Source organism: Rhizobium vallis (genome assembly GCF_003985155.1).
In the GTDB taxonomy this organism is placed as follows: domain Bacteria; phylum Pseudomonadota; class Alphaproteobacteria; order Rhizobiales; family Rhizobiaceae; genus Rhizobium; species Rhizobium vallis.
Genome location: NZ_ML133688.1, coordinates 585,110 through 600,728 on the forward strand (window position 1 = coordinate 585,110; position 15,619 = coordinate 600,728).

Below are 15,619 nucleotides of genomic sequence, written 5' to 3' on the forward strand. Positions count from 1 at the left end.
CCAGGCTTTCTAGGCGCAGCAGCGACTTCCCGCCACAGCCGGTCCGCAGCAAGCCGCGGCCTTCTTGTTTTCCTCGGCCAGCCAGCGATCGCGCGGCTTGCAGCTTGCCGGCCGCGGCGACAGCTCGACATGCACGGCGCCGGCACTGAGAACCGGCGTCGCGGCACAATAGAGCTGCATCGGCCGGACGCCGTCGCTGACTTCGAAGGTAAGCTTGGCCGAGCCGTCGAGTTGCAAATGCTCCGTCACCTTGCGGATGATGGAGTAAAACTTGCCCGACGGCATATGGGTGCGGTCGCCCTCCTCGATATCCCAGAGCTGGATGAAGATCTCCGTCCAGTCTTCCGGATTGGCACCGCAATCGAGGGCTGAGAATTGGCCCGCCTTGACCTCGGTGATATGATAGCCCGGCTTCACCGGCTGGCCGTCATAATAGAAAATCAGGGGAGAATCCTTGGCGCCGGCAAGCACGCTGAGCAGCAGGCCGAGATCAATGTCGGTTTCCTGAATTTTGCTGTTGTCGATGACGTTCATATCAGCTAATCCTCGTTTCAATGATTCAAGGATTATTGAAATATGGATCAACGTCAAGCCCTCGCCGCCTTCAGCGCGCTTTCGCAGGAAACGCGTCTGCACATCATCCGCATGCTTGTCGTATCGGGGCCAGATGGAATGGCGGCGGGCGCCATCGCTGAAAAGGCAGAGGTCTCGCCGTCCAATGTCTCCTTCCACCTGAAGGAACTCGAGCGCTCTGGTCTGATTGCCCAGCAGCGGGAGTCCCGCTCGATCATCTACACCGCCAATTACGAGGCCCTCGGCGGCCTGATCCGTTTTCTGATGGAGGATTGCTGCGGCGGAAATCCGGAGATCTGCGCTCCGGCTGCCGCCGTTGCCGCATGCTGTACACCTGCAACCAAGGGGGAACTGCAATGACCACAAACCGCGTTTACAATGTGCTCTTTCTTTGCACCGCCAATTCTTCCCGTTCGATCCTGGCGGAATCCATCCTGGAGACCGAAGGCAAGGGCCGGTTCAAGGCCTATTCGGCCGGCAGCCAGCCGAGGGGCGAGGTCAATCCTCTGGCGCTGAAAGAGCTTGCGGCCCTGGGTTATCCCACCACCGGCTTCCGCTCGAAGAGCTGGGACGAATTCGTCGTAGCTGGGGCACCGGAGATGGACTTCATCTTCACCGTCTGCGACACCGCCCATGGCGAAGCCTGCCCGGTCTGGATCGGCCATCCGATGACTGCCCATTGGGGCGTCGAGGATCCGGCCGCAGTCGAAGGCAGCGAAGTCGAGAAGGGCCGCGCCTTCGCGCAGGCCGCACGCTTCCTCAAGAACCGGATCGTGGCCTTCCTCAGCCTGCCGCTGTCGTCGATCGACAAGCTGGCGCTGGAACAGCACCTCCACCAGATCGGCGCCATGGAAGGCACGACCGCAAAACCGACGGCGGCCGGCTGATGGGTTTCGATTTGAACCAGCAGGTCTTGGAGGGGCGCGACGACAGTCTTCGCGGCGCGCTCGCAGGCGCCGGGCTTCCGGTGGATGACCTCACAGACGCCGGCCGAAGCTTCTACCGGTTTTCGCGTGACAGCCGGACGATCGGCTTCGGCGGGCTGGAACTCCATGGCGAGGTCGCGCTCCTGCGTTCCATTGTCGTGCTGCCCGATCAGCAAGGCCTTGGCTTCGGCCGCGCGATCACCCTTGGCTTGCTCGATCAGGCCCATAGGAAAGGTGCGACTGCTGCCTATGTGCTGACGGAAACGGCCGCGCCCTTCTTCCAATCGCTCGGTTTTCTTCCGATCGCCCGCGATGAAGCGCCCACCGCCATCCTGACGACGCGCCAGGCCGCAAGCCTGTGTCCGGCGTCCGCCGCCTTGATGGTCCGGAGCCTGCCGGCATGAGCGCGCCAGTGTTTCCGCTGTCTCGACGACTTGCCGCCGAAGCTCTGGGCACGCTGTTGCTGGTGGCAACCGTCGTCGGATCGGGAATCATGGCGGATAACCTGACGAGTGATACGGCGGTTGCGCTGCTCGGCAACACGCTGGCAACGGGTGCGATGCTTGTCGTCCTCATCACCATCTTGGGGCCGATTTCAGGCGCGCATTTCAATCCGGTGGTGTCGCTGGTTTTTGCGCTTCGGCGCGAATTGCCGGCCTCGGCCGTTCCAGCCTATACCGCCGCGCAGATCGTCGGCGGCATTGCCGGAACGATGCTCGCCCATGCCATGTTCGCCCTTCCCTTGCTGCAGGCCTCGGAAACCGTGCGCACCGGCGGCGCGCAATGGCTCTCCGAAGTGACGGCAACCTTCGGCCTCGTCTTCGTCATCTTAGCCGGCATCAGGTTTCGCGCCGATGCCGTGGCATGGCTGGTCGGCCTTTATATTACCGCCGCCTACTGGTTCACCGCTTCAACGTCGTTTGCCAATCCGGCGGTCGCAATTGCCCGATCGCTGACGCACACGTTTTCCGGCATTCGCCCGATCGACCTACCCGGTTTTATCGTTGCTGAAGTCCTTGGCGCGTTGCTGGCACTGATGCTCACCGGATGGTTGCTGATGGAATCCCGCAATCCTGAAACCCTCACCAAAACGGAATCCGCCTCATGACAACAGCTGTTACGATCTATCACAACCCGGAATGCGGCACCTCGCGCAACACGCTGGCGATGATCCAGAACACCGGTATTGAGCCCAACGTGATCGAATATCTGAAAAACCCGCCGTCGCGCCAACAGCTCATCAAGATGATTGCGGATGCGGGCTTAAGCGTTCGCGAGGCGATCCGCGAAAAGGGCACCCCCTATGCGGAGCTCGGCCTCGACAACCCCGATCTTACTGACGAGAAACTGCTCGATGCAATGTTGAAAGACCCGATCCTGATCAATCGCCCGTTCGTCATCACGCCGATCGGCACGCGCCTTGCTCGGCCTTCCGAAGTCGTGCTCGATATCCTGCCGGAAACCCATAAGGGCGCCTTCACCAAGGAAGATGGCGAGAAAGTGCTCGATGCCGAGGGCAAGCGCATTGTCTGATCTGCCCGCAGCATCCCCGATACTTCTGCCGCAACCGGATATGGATGCACTCAGGCCGGCATTCTCCGCGCACAAGCCACGCATCCTGATCCTTTACGGCTCTTTGCGAGTGGTGTCCTACAGCCGCCTGCTCGCGCAGGAGGCCGGGCGGCTGCTCGAATATCTGGGCTGCGAGGTGCGGATCTTCAATCCGGAAGGTCTGCCGCTGCCAGACGCTGAACCAGCGAGCCACCCAAAGGTTCAGGAACTGCGTGATTTGTCGGCTTGGTCGGAAGGCCAGGTGTGGGTCAGCCCTGAACGTCATGGCGCGATGAGCGGTATCTTGAAAGCGCAGATTGACTGGATTCCGTTGTCGGTCGGCTCGATCAGGCCGACGCAGGGCAAGACACTGGCGGTGATGCAGGTCTCTGGCGGCTCCCAGTCTTTCAATGCCGTGAGCCAGCTCCGTATCCTTGGCCGCTGGATGCGAATGATCACCATCCCCAATCAGTCCTCCGTCGCCAAAGCGTTTCAGGAATTCGACGCGAATGGCCGGATGAAGCCCTCCTCTTACTACGATCGCGTGGTCGACGTCTGCGAGGAGCTGGTGAAGTTCACGCTACTGACCCGCGACGCCTCGAACTACCTGACCGACCGCTATAGCGAACGGAAAGAAGAAGCCGAAAAGCTCGAACAGCGCGTGAGCCTCAAATCCCTATGACGACGAACAGCGCCGAAAGGCCACCGGTAGCGGCCATCGCCGCGCTCGGTCTCACACAGATCATCGGCTATGGGACGCTCTATTACAGCTTCAGTATTCTGGCGCCTGATATGGCCAGGAGCTTCGACTGGTCGACGGAGTGGATCTTCAGCACGCTCTCGGCCGCGCTTCTGATCGGCGGCCTAGCGGCGCCTTTGATGGGCCGATGGATCGATCGGTTCGGCGCCGGCCGCGTCATGACATGCGGTTCGGCAATTGCCGCCGCTGCCCTTGCCGCTTGCGCCTTCGCGCCGGGAAAAATCGCTTTCGTCACGGCGCTGATCGCCATCGAGACGGCCTCGAACCTCGTGCAATATGCCGCCGCCTTCGCCTTGCTCGTCCAGATCAGGCCAAGGGTCGCCCAGCGCAGCATCACCTACCTGACCCTGATCGCCGGCTTCGCCTCGACCATTTTCTGGCCGATCACAACGGCGCTGCATGCGCAGCTCTCCTGGCAGAACGTCTATCTCGTCTTCGCCGCCCTCAACCTTGCGGTCTGCCTTCCCATTCATGCCTGGCTGGCGCGCGGCACCGGCGATATCGGCAAGCGCGAAGCGAGCGGCGCGGCAAGGCGCATCGAGCCGAGCATCCCCGCGTCGATCCGAACGCCCGCCTTCATCTTGATGGTCGCGGGCTTTGCGCTGGAAAGCTTCGTCAACGCCGCGCTTCTGGTCCATATGGTGCCCGTCATGTCGGCCCTCGGCCTCGGCGCCATGGCGGTGATGGTCGGCACGCTCTTCGGCCCGTCGCAGGTGCTGAGCCGCTTCATCAACATGGTCTTCGGCGGCCGCCTGCCGCAGCTGACGCTCGCCCTGATTTCCGCCGTGCTGTTGCCGGTGGCTCTCGTCTTGCTCGTCGTAACCGCACCCTCGGTGCCGGGCGCACTGGTCTTTGCCGTCGTCTTCGGCCTCGGTTCGGGCCTCAGCAGCATCGTGCAAGGCACCTTGCCCCTGGCGCTCTTCGGCAGCGAAGGTTATGGCCGGCGGCAGGGACAGGTGCTGTCGATCCGCCTCGTCGTCTCGTCGACGGCGCCTTTTGCGCTCGCCTTCATGATGGGAACGATCGGCGTGTCGTGGTCGCTAGGTGTCGCAGCCCTGCTCGGCACCGCAGCCGTTGCCGCCTTCCTCGCCATTATGCGGCTGACGCGCCCGGTCGGCCGGCCGGAAATTATTGCCAACGCAGGAGAAGCCTGAGCGCGGTCATCGCAGCAAGCGTTACTTGACGACGGCCGAGCCCTTGACGATGTCGATCGTCTCGCCGCCATCAAGCCCGATGCGGTCGCCGTCGGGCGTCGTCATGAAGCAGCCGGAAGGGCAGAGGCTTTCCGAAGCGCCGGCATCGACCACGACCTCGACGCGCTGACCGCTCTCGGTGATGACGAGCACGACGGCTGCCGGATCGGTGTTGGTGACGGATGCCGCCTGGGCCGCGGGCGCGGCAAGCAGCGGGACAAGCAGAACGGCGGCAAATCTTGCCATCATGTGCGGCGGCGCTGGCGCGCCCTCCCCTCGAACGGTCGGTGCTGCCCCCCGGCAGCGATCCCGATGGAAGGGATCATGCACGCACACCCGTGAATGATGGCTGAATGACCCGTTCAGCTCTTCAGATTGCCGTCCGCCGTCCGCCCGCGCAATTGCCGCACCGGCCGCTCTTCCTCCTCCATGGGCTTATCCCCTGGAATTTCGTGGCCGTCCGGACGATCCCTGCCCGCATCGGCAAGCGCCGGACGTGCGTCCCGATGGATGGTAAGATCGGTCTGTGGCAGCGGGATCTCGATGCCCTCGGCCTTGAAGCGTTTGAGGATCTCGATCCTCAGATTGTTGCGCACCGTCATGCCATCGCCCATGTCGGCGAGGAAGAAGCGCAGTTCGAAATCCAGCGAATAAGGGCCGAAGCGCAGGAATTCGACATGCGGCTCCGGGTTGCGCATGACGAGCGGAATCTTCGCCGTCAATTCCAGCAGGATGTCCATCACCTGCTGCGGATCGGCGTTGTAGGCAACCGAAACCGGGATTTCCGAACGACCGATCCTGTTGCGGTGCGTCCAGTTGCCGACGAGGCCGTTGATCAGCTCCGAATTCGGCACGATGATCGACTGTTTGCGGAAGGTCTCGATCTCGGTGGCGCGCACCGAGATGCGCTTGACGATGCCTTCGGCCGTGCCCGAGACGACGTGGTCGCCGACCTTGAACGGCCGCTCGACGAGCAGGATCAGGCCGGAGACGAAGTTGGAAACGATGTTCTGCAGGCCGAAACCGATGCCGACCGACAGTGCCGAGGCGACGAGCGCGAAGCTCGACAGGTCGATGCCGGCGGCCGAAACGCCGATAATCGCCGCGATGCCGACGCCGAGATAGCCGATACCCGTCTTGACCGAATTGCGCACGCCGAGATCGACATGGCTTCGCGCCATCACATTGCCGTCGAGCCAGCGCTGCAGCCAGCGCGTCAAGAGGTAGACGCCGGCAAACAGCAGGATGCCGGTGCAGATGCCGAGCAGCGAGATGCTGATGCCGCCGAGCCTGACCTCGGTGAACAGCCGGTAGGCGATGAGCTGCAGGTCCTGCACATGGAAGCCCCAGAGCAGCAGGATCAGCGGGATGCCGACGAGAAGCGCCACCGCATAGATGGCGAGGCCGACGAGCAGGCCCGCCTGGTCGATTGCCACCGGCCCCAGATTGAAGCGGCGCGTCAGGAAGCGCGCGAAGAAGGTATCGCCGAAGCTTTCCTGCCGCGATATCGCCTTGCCGGAGAGCAGGCCGACATACATGGTGGCGACGACTGCGCCTGTGATGATCAGCTGCGTGGCGACGAAGCGCGCCAGCCCCACATATCCCGCGAGCGCCGAGACGATGAGGCCGGCGCCGACGACGCGCAGGATGATCGCCATGCCGCGCGGCCAATGCCGGCCCGGCGCATCGGGATCGCCGTTCTTCGCCAGCATCGGCTTGCCGAAGGAAGCCACAATCAGGATCATGCCGATAATCAGCGCGGCGATCAGGCTTCTGACCACCGTCAACACCAGCGGCGAGCCCATCGCTTCGCCGATCGAGCCGAAGAAATAATCGAGCCCGTTGATGACGGCCATCGCCAGCAGACAATAGCCGATCGAGCGCGCGCCGATATTGGAAAGGTGCACCAGCCGCCAGCGCGGTTCGCGCGGCGCGAAGATGGCGTTGACGAAGCGTCCGACGAAATAGACGAGCCCGATCGTTGCGAACAGCGCACCGATGACGGGCGCGATGTCGGGCCTCAGCACATTGAAACTGTTGAGGAAGAAGAAGGACGTGACGAGCAGGACCGAAAGTGCCAGCGTGCGGATCAGCGTCGACCAGAAGGCGATCGACAGCCTGCCGATATAGGACGGGTTCTCGATCGCCTCGTCCCGGCGCAGATAGGAGCCGAACAGCCGGTAGCTGCCCGACAGCAGGATGAGCGCCGAGGCAAGCGACAGGAAGATCGCGGCAAACAGCGGGAACCGCTTGAACTTCCAAACGAAAGAGGCCCAGCCCGACAAAGCCTGCGAGAATTCGCCGGCCTCGTGCACGAAGGCGCTGGCGGCATCGTCAAGCACCGAGACGGAAATCTCGGTACGCTTGAAAAGCGTGTCGGCAAAAAGCTGCCGCCGCATCTCGATAATCTCGTTGAGGAGCTTCGTCACCGCGATCGACAGGTTTTCGGCGTCGCCGGTCACCGCGTTGATCTGCGCGCGCTCGGCAGCCAGAGCATTGCGCTCGTCCGTGACGATCTTCGCCTCGGGCGGCTGCCCCTCCTTCGGCGCATCGCCGATTTCCGCAAGCCGATTCTTGATCTGGTCGAAACGTGGCCTCAGATTGACCGATATGGTGATGACCGCGCGGCTGAGCTCGTCCGCCTTGGTCGCAAGCCCGACCAGCGCATCGTCATTGTCGGCATTCCCCTTGACGCTGTCTTGAAGCGCAGTCAGCTGGCCCTTCGCCTTGTCGATCTCCTTCGCGGCCTGATCGAAAGGTGTTTCGGCAACGGGCGCCGGCGCTGCCGCCTGCGTTTGCTGTTCCTGCGCGAAGGCACTCTCGTAGGGCGTGGCCCCGAGCGCCAGCGTCACGAGCAGAATGGTGCGAAGCAGGATGGACCTCAGCCGCAAAAGCGCCTCCGGAAAGGTTGTCGTGTGGTTAGAATGCCAGCTTTTCGTAGCAAAGAAAGGCGACACAAAGGCGGAAAGTCCTTAAAGCGCCTCGCATCGCACTCGCATCGCACTTGTTCCATGTCTCTCAAAACCACGGCACGCTTTCGATCGAGATGCATGGGAAGCCCTCAGAAACCGGCGCCGGGCCTGGAGAGATAGTCGCGCTCCGCCGCCGTCGACTCGCGTCCGAGCATGGCGTTGCGATGCGGAAACCGGCCGTAGGCGGCAATCACCTCGCGATGGCGGAACGCATAATCGAGATATTCCTCGTCGCCGAGGGCCGTGAACAATTCAACCGAACGGTCCTGCTCGCCGAGGTTCTCGGCATGTTCGAAAGGCAGATAGAAGAAGGTGCGGCATGCCGGCTCAACTGCTTGGTCCGCGCCCGATGCAAGAGCCAGCTTGGCTTCCCGAAGCGCCAGCCCGTCGGTCGCAACGGCAAGCGCCGTGCCGCGGTAGATATTGCGCGGGAACTGATCGAGCACGATGACCGCCGCCAGCCGGCACACGGGATCAGCCCGCCATTCGTCGCCGACACCTGCGGCAAGCGCCAGATGCGTGTCGCGAAAGCCCTCGCGGATCTCGACATCGAGTTCCGGCGGCGGCCGAAACCACAGCTCCCGGCCGCATCGGACGAACCAGAAATCATAGACTTCACGAGGTGTGCGGATCGTGGTCATGTTTTCCTTCCCTGGCGTCAGGTTTGATGATGCGACTGCAGTAAATTATTGTAGTAAAAAGGATAACACCGTGACCGAAGCCCCCTCATCCGCCTGCCGGCACCTTCTCCCCGCTGGGGAGAAGAGATTCGCCGCGACGTCTCGATTCCCCCTTCTCCCCTCGGGGAGAAGGTGCCCGTAGGGCGGATGAGGGGGCCGCTCGGCATACCCCTCATCACTCCCCGTTCACACTACTTCCCCTCGTGCAACGAAAACACCAGCGTCGCCCTCGTCCCGTCATGGCCGGGATCGTAAGCGAAATCCGATTTCAGGCTTGCAGCCATCGCCGTCAAAATACGCGTTCCGAGCCCGGTTCCCCTGACAGGGCTCGATTCGTCGAAACCGGCGCCGTCATCTTCGACAATGACGCGCAGGGCCTCGTCCGTCTGGTCGACGAAGACACGGATCTCGCCCGGAACCCCTTCGGGATAGGCATATTTGAAAGCGTTGGTGACGAGTTCGCTGACGATAAGCCCGAGCGTGATCACCTTGTCGGTAGCCAGATTGACCGGCTTGGCGGTCAACACGATGCGGTGAGGCCGCTTGTCGTCGCGCATCGAGGCTTCGAGTTCGGTGAGCAGGCTGTCGAGGTATTCGTCGACCTGCACCGAGCCGACCTGCCGGTTGGTGTAGAGGCGGCGGTGGACGCTGGCGATGGCGTTGATGCGCATCTGGGTCTCATGCAGGGCGTCGATCGCCACCTGATCCTTGGTCATCGACGACTGCATGCGGATCAGCGCGCCGACGAGGCCGAGGCTGTTGGCGATGCGGTGATTGACTTCAGCAAGCAGCATTTCGGCGAGGTCGCGCTGCTGGCGGATCACCTCTTGCGCCTGCGCCGTCTCGCGGCGGAAACGCGCCCGCTCCAGCGCCTGTTCGAGGGCGGCGGCAAGCAGGTCGAAATAGTCGGCCGAGATCCCTTTGAGCATGTAGTCGTCGGCCCCGGCCTTGAGCGCCGCGACCGCAATGCCGGTATCGTCCGAGCCGGTGGCGTAGATGACAGGCGGATGGTCCGGCATATCAATGATGCAGGGCAGGATATCGAGGCCGGTCTCGCCGGTGAGCAGATGATCGAGCACGACGGCGTCGATGCCGCCTTCGGCGAGCCGCGCAAGCCCGGCAGCGCCATTCTCAGCCCACTCCACCGAAAAGCCGCGCCGGCCGAGGTTCCTCTGCATCAGCAGGGCCAGCCCCTCGTCGTCGTCGATATAGAGGATGTGGATCAGGCCGTCCGCATCGACGTTAGAATCGCTCATTCCCTCTCCCGGCGTTCTCTTGACGACCGCCCGCAAGCGTCCGAGTCGTCCGCATGGCAATGTGGTATTGCATTGGCCGCCTGACGTAAACAGCGCTTCTCCCCCTCATCGCAGGCCGCAGGCGAAGCGCCCGATTGGTTCGCCGGGCCGAACTAATTCCGGCGGAACTTCCCGTGGCCGGAGACTTCAGCACCCGCTTCCGCCGGCAATTGCAGGAAGCGCAAAGACGAGGCGACGCCGATTGCGCCGACCACGACGAAGGCCCAGCGGAAATCCGCGAGAACGGGATTGTCGGCGCCCCTCATCGCCGAGGAGATATTGAGCACGGCCGCCGCCACCGCGACGCCGAGCAGCATCGACACCTGCTGGAGCATGCTCGACAGCGTCGAGGCAGAGCTTCGCTGCGCCGGGCCGATATCGGCGAAGGCGAGCGTATTCAGCGCCGTGAATTCCATCGACCGCGACAGGCCGGCGAGAAAAAGCAGCGCATGGATGAAAAACTGCGGTGTGTCGGACGAAAGGAAACCGCAGGCGACGATCGAAAATGCGGCGATCAGCCCGTTCAGCACCAGCACCGTGCGGAAGCCGAAGAAGCGCAAGAGCGGCGTCGTCACCGTCTTCATGCCGAGATTGCCGAGGAAATAGACAAGCAGATAGGTGCCGGCGGCAATCGAGCTCAGCCCGAAGCCGAGCTGGAACAGCAGAGGCAGCAGGAACGGCGTCGCATTGATCGCCGTCCGGCAGGCGGTGCCCGCCGAGAGCGTCGACATCGAGAAGGTCTGGACGCGGAAGGCGGAGAGATCGAGCAGCGGATTGTCGACGGCAAGGAAATGCCGCGTCGCCAGGAAGGAGAGCACGATGCCCGCCGCCAGCATCGCCATGACGGGAAGAAGTCCGCCATCCCATTTGACCGAAAGTTCCAGGGCAGCAAGCAGGACGGTCAGCCCTGCCGCACTCAGGATGAAACCGAGAATATCCAGCCGGCCGGGATCGGACTCGCGCTGCTCGGGCACGAAGCGCAGCACCAGTCCCATGCCGAGGATGCCGATCGGGATGTTGATCAGGAAGTTCCAGTGCCAGCTGGCATAGGTGGTGATGAAGCCGCCGAGCACCGGGCCGATCACGGGCGCCGTCAGCGCCGGCCATGTGATCAGCGCGATCGCCTGGACGAGTTCGGACTTGCGGGCATTCTTCAGCACGATGATGCGCCCGACCGGCGTCATCAGCGCGCTGCCCGCCCCCTGCAGCGCACGCCACAGCACGAATTCCGTGAGGCTGCCTGACAGACCGCAGAACAGCGAGGCGATCGTGAAGACGCCGATCGACGTCAGGAAGACGCGCCGCGCTCCGAACCGGTCGCCGAGCCAGCCCGACAGCGGAATGAAGGCGGCCATCGTCAGCATGTAGACGGTGATGCCGATGCTCATCGATACCGGCTGCACGTTGAAGCTCGCCGCCATCTGCGGCAGCGAGGTGGCGACGATCGTGCCGTCGAGGATCTGCATGAAGAAGGAGACGGCAACGACCAGCGCGACGATCTTCGCCTGGCGGCCGCTCGCCGCCTCTTGCCCGTTCTCGCTCGTCTCTGCCGTGGTCATCGATCTCACAATGCGAATTGTCGGCGCGGCAGGGAAACGGGAAGGAGCCGATCGGAGGATCTGCCGCGGGAAGCGCGCGAACGACGCGCATTGGCTGAATACGCCCGTTGCATCAGGCCGGAAAGGCTAAATCTTGCAGTCGGACGAAAGATTCCCGATGCGGCCGGCGGTCGGCCAAAAGAAAAAGCCCCGCCGAAGCGAGGCCAAGTTTGAACCCTCCCGGGAAAACAGGAGCGGCGTCGAGGTCCATATCCTGCGAGCCCTCCCGCAGCGAGGCCAGATTTCGTCCCATTGGTACGCCTGCGGCAGAAATTTCCCGGATTTGCCAAAAAAGATTGGGCCGGACCCGCTACCGCCGATCGGCGCAGCGCTGTGCACTGCAGCAACGATTGCGGCTTGAAATGTTTATAAAAAAGACTATCACTAAACATATTGCTAAACATGATGATTGAGGAGTTCATGTGAGCATTCTCTGAAACGGGTGAACATGCGACGCCGGCGGGGAGCCGGCATTGGTTCTGGGAGGAACTTATGCAGAAAACATCGAAAGCCCTTTTGGGGCTGGCCGCGGCGTTCGTCATGTCGTCGGCATTGCCCAATCTCGCCAAAGCCGATGAACTTACGCTGTGCTGGGCCGCATGGGACCCTGCGAATGCGCTTGTCGAGCTGTCGAAGGATTTCACGGCCAAGACAGGCACGCAGATGAAGTTCGAGTTCGTTCCCTGGACGAGTTATGCCGACCGCTTCCTCAACGAGCTGAATTCGCATGGCAAGCTTTGCGATCTCATCATCGGCGACAGCCAGTGGATCGGCGGCTCGGCCGAGAACGGCCACTACGTCAAGCTGAACGACTTCTTCGACAAGGAAGGCATCAAGATGGATGACTTCGTGCCGGCGACGGTCGTCGGCTACTCGGAATGGCCGAAGAACACGCCGAACTATTGGGCGCTGCCTGCCATGGGCGACGTCGTCGGCTGGACTTATCGCAAGGACTGGTTCGAAAAGCCGGAACTCCAGAAGGAATTCAAGGCAAAATACGGCCATGATCTCGCAGCCCCGAAGACTTATGACGAGCTGAAGCAGATCGCCGAGTTCTTCCAGAAGCGTGAGATCGACGGCAAGACCGTCTATGGCGCCTCGATCTATACCGAGCGCGGCTCCGAAGGCATCACGATGGGCGTGACCAACGTGCTCTACGACTGGGGCTTCCAGTACGAGAACCCGAAGAAGCCTTACGACATGGAAGGCTTCGTCAACTCGGCCGACGCAGTCAAGGGTCTCGAATTCTACAAGTCGCTCTACGATTGCTGCACACCGCCCGGCAGCTCCAACGTCTACATGGTCGAATCTGCCGACGCCTTCAAATCCGGCCAGGTCGCCATGCAGATGAACTTCGCCTTCACCTGGCCCGGCCTCTACAAGGACGAGAAGGTCGGCGGCGACAGGATCGGCTTCTTCCCCAATCCTGCTGAAAAGGCGCATTTCGCCCAGCTCGGCGGCCAGGGCATCTCGGTGGTCTCCTACTCCGACAAGCGCGACGCCGCCCTGCAATACATCAAATGGTTCGCACAGCCCGACGTGCAGGCCAAGTGGTGGGAACTCGGCGGCTTCTCCTGCCTGAATTCGGTCGTCAACGCGCCGGATTTCGCCAAGAGCCAGCCCTATGCCCAGGCCTTCCTGGACTCCATGGCGATCGTCAAGGACTTCTGGGCGGAGCCAAGTTACGCCTCGCTGCTGCAGGCCATGCAGAAGCGCGTCCATAACTACGTCGTCGCCGGCAACGGCACCGCCAAGGAAGCGCTCGACGGCCTGGTGAAAGACTGGAGCGAGGTCTTCAAGGACGACGGCAAAATCTAATGCCTAAAGGGGCTGGCGGCATCCCTCTGCGCGCCATCCTCGCTGGGATGGCGGCCCGGATCGGCAGACGAGCCGGGCCGCCGGATCTTTCATATCCTAAAAGACCGGGTGAAAACTTGACCATTTCCCATTCCTCCATCGTCGAGAAAGCGGCCGACGCGACAGCAAGGGCGACACCGGCATCGTTCGCCCGGCACGTCCGCGGCCTCTCCGACAGGGCGATCGCCTGGCTGTTCATCGCGCCTGCCATCACTCTGCTCCTGGCGATCAACATCTTCCCGCTCATCTGGGCGGTCTATCTCTCCTTCACCAATTACCGTGCCAACCGGCCGAATGCGCCGGTCCAGGGCGTCGGCCTTGGAAATTACGAGCGTGTTCTCAACGATCCCGATATCTGGCAGGCGATGCAGACCACCGCACATTTCGTCTTCTGGACGATCCTGCTGCAGACGGTGATCGGCTTCACGCTGGCCTACCTGATCGACCGCAAGTTTCGCGGCCATGCCTTCTGGACGACGATCATCCTGATCCCGATGATGCTGTCGCCCGCCGTGGTCGGCAACTTCTGGCGCTTTCTCTACGAGCCGCAGATCGGCCTCTTCGCCTATGCCGTGTCGCTGGTCTCGGGCATTCCGACATCGGATATCCAGATGCTCGGCAATGTTTCGCTGGCGCCCTGGGCGATCATCATCGTCGATACCTGGATGTGGACGCCGTATGTGATGCTGATCTGCCTCGCCGGCCTGCGCTCGATCCCCGACTATATCTACGAGGCGGCCGAGGTCGATCGTGCATCGCCCTGGCGGCAGTTCTGGTCGATCACCGTGCCGATGGCCCTGCCCTTCATCATGCTCGCCGTGCTTTTCCGCGGCATCGAGAATTTCAAGATGTTCGACATGGTGACGCTGCTGACCGGCGGCGGACCGGGCTCGGTCACCGAGGTCGCCTCGATCACGCTGAAGCGCGCCGCCTTCGAAAGCTGGGCGACCGGCCGGGCCTCGGCTTTCGCCATCGTCCTCTTCGTCGCGGTGTTCGGCCTCGCCAACATCTACGTCAAGGCATTGAACAAGGTGAAGCAACGATGAGCGCCGCCAATACAGCCCATTCGGTCGTCGAGCCGAGCCTCAACAGCAAGCGCATCGCCGGCACGATCGTCGTCCTCTACGCGCTGATCACGCTCATCCCGCTCGTCTGGATCTTCCTGACCAGCATCAAATCGCCGCCGGATTCGATCAGCTATCCCCCGAAGATCGTCTTCACCCCGTCGCTCGAAGGCTATTGCAATCTCTTCACCACGCGCACCCGGCAGACACCCGATTATATCGCCTCGCTGCCGGCGCCGGTCGGCACCTGCGATGAGGTGACCCGCAAGCGCAACATGGTGATCGCAGGCCCGTCGAACTTCGTGCCTCGCTTCGTCAATTCGCTGGTCATCGCCTTCGGCTCCACCTTCCTAGCGGTCTTCCTCGGCACGCTCGCCGCCTACGGCTTCTCCCGCTTCAAGGTGCCGCTCGCCGACGACCTGCTGTTCTTCATCCTGTCGACGCGCATGATGCCGCCGATCGCCGTCGCCATCCCGATCTACCTGATGTATCGCGAGCTCGGCCTGTCGGACACGGCGCTCGGCATGATCCTGCTCTATACCGCCGTCAACGTCTCGCTCGCCGTCTGGCTGCTCAAGGGCTTCATCGACGAGATCCCGCGCGAATACGAGGAAGCGGCGATGATCGACGGCTATACGAGGCTGCAGGCCTTCCGCAAGGTCGTACTGCCGCAGGCGACCACCGGCATTGCCGCGACCGCGATCTTCTGCCTGATCTTCGCCTGGAACGAATATGCCTTCGCCGCCCTTCTGACCTCGGGCGAGGCCCAGACTGCCCCGCCCTTCATCCCGACGATCATCGGCGAAGGCGGCCAGGACTGGCCGGCAGTTGCCGCAGGCACAACGATCTTCCTGATCCCGATCCTCGTCTTCACCATTCTCCTGCGCAAGCAGCTGCTGCGCGGCATCACCTTCGGAGCCGTCCGCAAATGAGCCACCTGATCGAAACACGCACCCGCACCCCTGCCCGCCCGAAACGGCCGTTCTTCCTGCGCCGCGGCCCGATGGAGAATATCGCCACCGTGCTGATCGGGCTCGGCTTCCTGATGCTGTTCCAGCCCTTCCTGCTGGTGCTCTACACCTATTCGCTGGTCACCCTGCTCATGGGCACCGTCATGTTCATCATCGTTTCGAAATTCCCGGAGTGAACC

At 62.4% G+C, this 15,619-nt stretch carries 17 protein-coding genes; 11 read left to right on the plus strand and 6 right to left on the minus strand.

Going from position 1 to position 15,619, the window contains the following annotated elements:
• Positions 1-9 precede the first annotated feature (9 nt).
• On the minus strand, positions 10-534 hold the full coding sequence (locus EFQ99_RS12810; protein WP_126921392.1) for a DUF6428 family protein: 525 nt from the start codon (positions 532-534) through the stop codon (positions 10-12).
• Positions 535-576: 42 nt separating this feature from the next.
• Here EFQ99_RS12810 and EFQ99_RS12815 point away from each other — a divergent pair, with 42 nt between their 5' ends.
• Genes EFQ99_RS12815 through arsK form a run of 7 tightly spaced genes read left to right on the plus strand, consistent with a single transcriptional unit; the run spans position 577 to position 4,964 of the window.
• Positions 577-933 (plus strand): ArsR/SmtB family transcription factor, encoded by a 357-nt coding sequence (locus EFQ99_RS12815; RefSeq protein WP_126921393.1) that lies wholly within the window; start codon positions 577-579, stop codon positions 931-933.
• Complete coding sequence (locus EFQ99_RS12820) at positions 930-1,460, plus strand: arsenate reductase ArsC (RefSeq protein WP_126921394.1); 531 nt, start codon at positions 930-932, stop codon at positions 1,458-1,460. The genes EFQ99_RS12815 and EFQ99_RS12820 overlap by 4 nt, the downstream gene beginning before the upstream one ends.
• On the plus strand, positions 1,460-1,903 hold the full coding sequence (gene arsN2, locus EFQ99_RS12825; protein WP_126921395.1) for an arsenic resistance N-acetyltransferase ArsN2: 444 nt from the start codon (positions 1,460-1,462) through the stop codon (positions 1,901-1,903). The genes EFQ99_RS12820 and arsN2 overlap by 1 nt, the downstream gene beginning before the upstream one ends.
• On the plus strand, positions 1,900-2,607 hold the full coding sequence (locus EFQ99_RS12830) for an aquaporin (protein WP_126921396.1): 708 nt from the start codon (positions 1,900-1,902) through the stop codon (positions 2,605-2,607). The genes arsN2 and EFQ99_RS12830 overlap by 4 nt, the downstream gene beginning before the upstream one ends.
• Entirely contained in the window at positions 2,604-3,032 is a 429-nt protein-coding gene (arsC, locus tag EFQ99_RS12835; RefSeq protein ID WP_126921397.1) for an arsenate reductase (glutaredoxin), read from the plus strand. Before EFQ99_RS12830 ends, arsC begins: the two co-directional genes overlap by 4 nt.
• The gene (gene arsH / locus EFQ99_RS12840) at positions 3,007-3,732 is read left to right on the plus strand and encodes an arsenical resistance protein ArsH (protein ID WP_164736370.1); all 726 of its coding nucleotides are present in this window, start codon (positions 3,007-3,009) and stop codon (positions 3,730-3,732) included. The genes arsC and arsH overlap by 26 nt, the downstream gene beginning before the upstream one ends.
• Complete coding sequence (arsK, locus tag EFQ99_RS12845; RefSeq protein ID WP_126921399.1) at positions 3,729-4,964, plus strand: arsenite efflux MFS transporter ArsK; 1,236 nt, start codon at positions 3,729-3,731, stop codon at positions 4,962-4,964. Before arsH ends, arsK begins: the two co-directional genes overlap by 4 nt.
• A gap of 21 nt (positions 4,965-4,985) precedes the next feature.
• On the opposite strand, the gene EFQ99_RS12850 is transcribed toward arsK, so the two are convergent.
• The 5 genes from EFQ99_RS12850 to EFQ99_RS12870 form a co-directional block, all read right to left on the minus strand.
• A complete protein-coding gene (locus EFQ99_RS12850) occupies positions 4,986-5,252 on the minus strand; it encodes a hypothetical protein (RefSeq protein ID WP_126921400.1) in 267 nt (88 codons plus the stop codon).
• A gap of 113 nt (positions 5,253-5,365) precedes the next feature.
• Positions 5,366-7,894: a mechanosensitive ion channel family protein gene (locus EFQ99_RS12855; RefSeq protein WP_126921401.1), complete on the minus strand. Its 2,529-nt coding sequence runs from the start codon at positions 7,892-7,894 to the stop codon at positions 5,366-5,368.
• 170 nt (positions 7,895-8,064) lie between these two features.
• Positions 8,065-8,616 carry a DUF924 family protein gene (locus EFQ99_RS12860; protein WP_126921402.1) on the minus strand — a complete coding sequence of 184 codons (552 nt, stop codon included), beginning with the start codon at positions 8,614-8,616 and terminating at the stop codon, positions 8,065-8,067.
• A 230-nt stretch (positions 8,617-8,846) separates the two neighbouring features.
• Positions 8,847-9,911, minus strand: coding sequence for a sensor histidine kinase (locus tag EFQ99_RS12865; RefSeq protein ID WP_126921403.1), 1,065 nt, complete (start codon positions 9,909-9,911; stop codon positions 8,847-8,849).
• Between the two features lie 152 nt (positions 9,912-10,063).
• Positions 10,064-11,509 (minus strand): MFS transporter, encoded by a 1,446-nt coding sequence (locus tag EFQ99_RS12870; RefSeq protein ID WP_126921404.1) that lies wholly within the window; start codon positions 11,507-11,509, stop codon positions 10,064-10,066.
• Positions 11,510-12,040: 531 nt separating this feature from the next.
• On the opposite strand from EFQ99_RS12870, the gene EFQ99_RS12880 reads away from it, so the two are divergent.
• The 4 genes from EFQ99_RS12880 (at position 12,041) to EFQ99_RS12895 (ending at position 15,616) form a co-directional block, all read left to right on the plus strand.
• Entirely contained in the window at positions 12,041-13,366 is a 1,326-nt protein-coding gene (locus EFQ99_RS12880; protein ID WP_126921406.1) for an ABC transporter substrate-binding protein, read from the plus strand.
• A 116-nt stretch (positions 13,367-13,482) separates the two neighbouring features.
• Positions 13,483-14,451, plus strand: coding sequence for a carbohydrate ABC transporter permease (locus tag EFQ99_RS12885; RefSeq protein ID WP_126921407.1), 969 nt, complete (start codon positions 13,483-13,485; stop codon positions 14,449-14,451).
• On the plus strand, positions 14,448-15,401 hold the full coding sequence (locus tag EFQ99_RS12890; RefSeq protein WP_126921408.1) for a carbohydrate ABC transporter permease: 954 nt from the start codon (positions 14,448-14,450) through the stop codon (positions 15,399-15,401). The genes EFQ99_RS12885 and EFQ99_RS12890 overlap by 4 nt, the downstream gene beginning before the upstream one ends.
• Positions 15,398-15,616 (plus strand): hypothetical protein, encoded by a 219-nt coding sequence (locus EFQ99_RS12895; protein WP_126921409.1) that lies wholly within the window; start codon positions 15,398-15,400, stop codon positions 15,614-15,616. Before EFQ99_RS12890 ends, EFQ99_RS12895 begins: the two co-directional genes overlap by 4 nt.
• Positions 15,617-15,619: the final 3 nt, after the last annotated feature.

Excerpts from the sequence above, each read along its gene's own strand:
- arsN2 (WP_126921395.1), top strand. The coding sequence starts at position 1,460 with ATGGGTTTCGATTTGAACCAGCAGGTCTTGGAGGGGCGCGACGACAGT.
- EFQ99_RS12830 (WP_126921396.1), top strand. The coding sequence starts at position 1,900 with ATGAGCGCGCCAGTGTTTCCGCTGTCTCGACGACTTGCCGCCGAAGCT.
- arsK (WP_126921399.1), top strand. The coding sequence starts at position 3,729 with ATGACGACGAACAGCGCCGAAAGGCCACCGGTAGCGGCCATCGCCGCG.
- EFQ99_RS12820 (WP_126921394.1), top strand. The coding sequence starts at position 930 with ATGACCACAAACCGCGTTTACAATGTGCTCTTTCTTTGCACCGCCAAT.
- EFQ99_RS12850 (WP_126921400.1), bottom strand. The coding sequence starts at position 5,252 with ATGATGGCAAGATTTGCCGCCGTTCTGCTTGTCCCGCTGCTTGCCGCG.
- EFQ99_RS12895 (WP_126921409.1), top strand. The coding sequence starts at position 15,398 with ATGAGCCACCTGATCGAAACACGCACCCGCACCCCTGCCCGCCCGAAA.
- EFQ99_RS12815 (WP_126921393.1), top strand. The coding sequence starts at position 577 with ATGGATCAACGTCAAGCCCTCGCCGCCTTCAGCGCGCTTTCGCAGGAA.
- EFQ99_RS12890 (WP_126921408.1), top strand. The coding sequence starts at position 14,448 with ATGAGCGCCGCCAATACAGCCCATTCGGTCGTCGAGCCGAGCCTCAAC.
- EFQ99_RS12810 (WP_126921392.1), bottom strand. The coding sequence starts at position 534 with ATGAACGTCATCGACAACAGCAAAATTCAGGAAACCGACATTGATCTC.
- EFQ99_RS12880 (WP_126921406.1), top strand. The coding sequence starts at position 12,041 with ATGCAGAAAACATCGAAAGCCCTTTTGGGGCTGGCCGCGGCGTTCGTC.
- EFQ99_RS12860 (WP_126921402.1), bottom strand. The coding sequence starts at position 8,616 with ATGACCACGATCCGCACACCTCGTGAAGTCTATGATTTCTGGTTCGTC.
- arsC (WP_126921397.1), top strand. The coding sequence starts at position 2,604 with ATGACAACAGCTGTTACGATCTATCACAACCCGGAATGCGGCACCTCG.
- EFQ99_RS12870 (WP_126921404.1), bottom strand. The coding sequence starts at position 11,509 with ATGACCACGGCAGAGACGAGCGAGAACGGGCAAGAGGCGGCGAGCGGC.
- EFQ99_RS12865 (WP_126921403.1), bottom strand. The coding sequence starts at position 9,911 with ATGAGCGATTCTAACGTCGATGCGGACGGCCTGATCCACATCCTCTAT.
- arsH (WP_164736370.1), top strand. The coding sequence starts at position 3,007 with ATGCCGAGGGCAAGCGCATTGTCTGATCTGCCCGCAGCATCCCCGATA.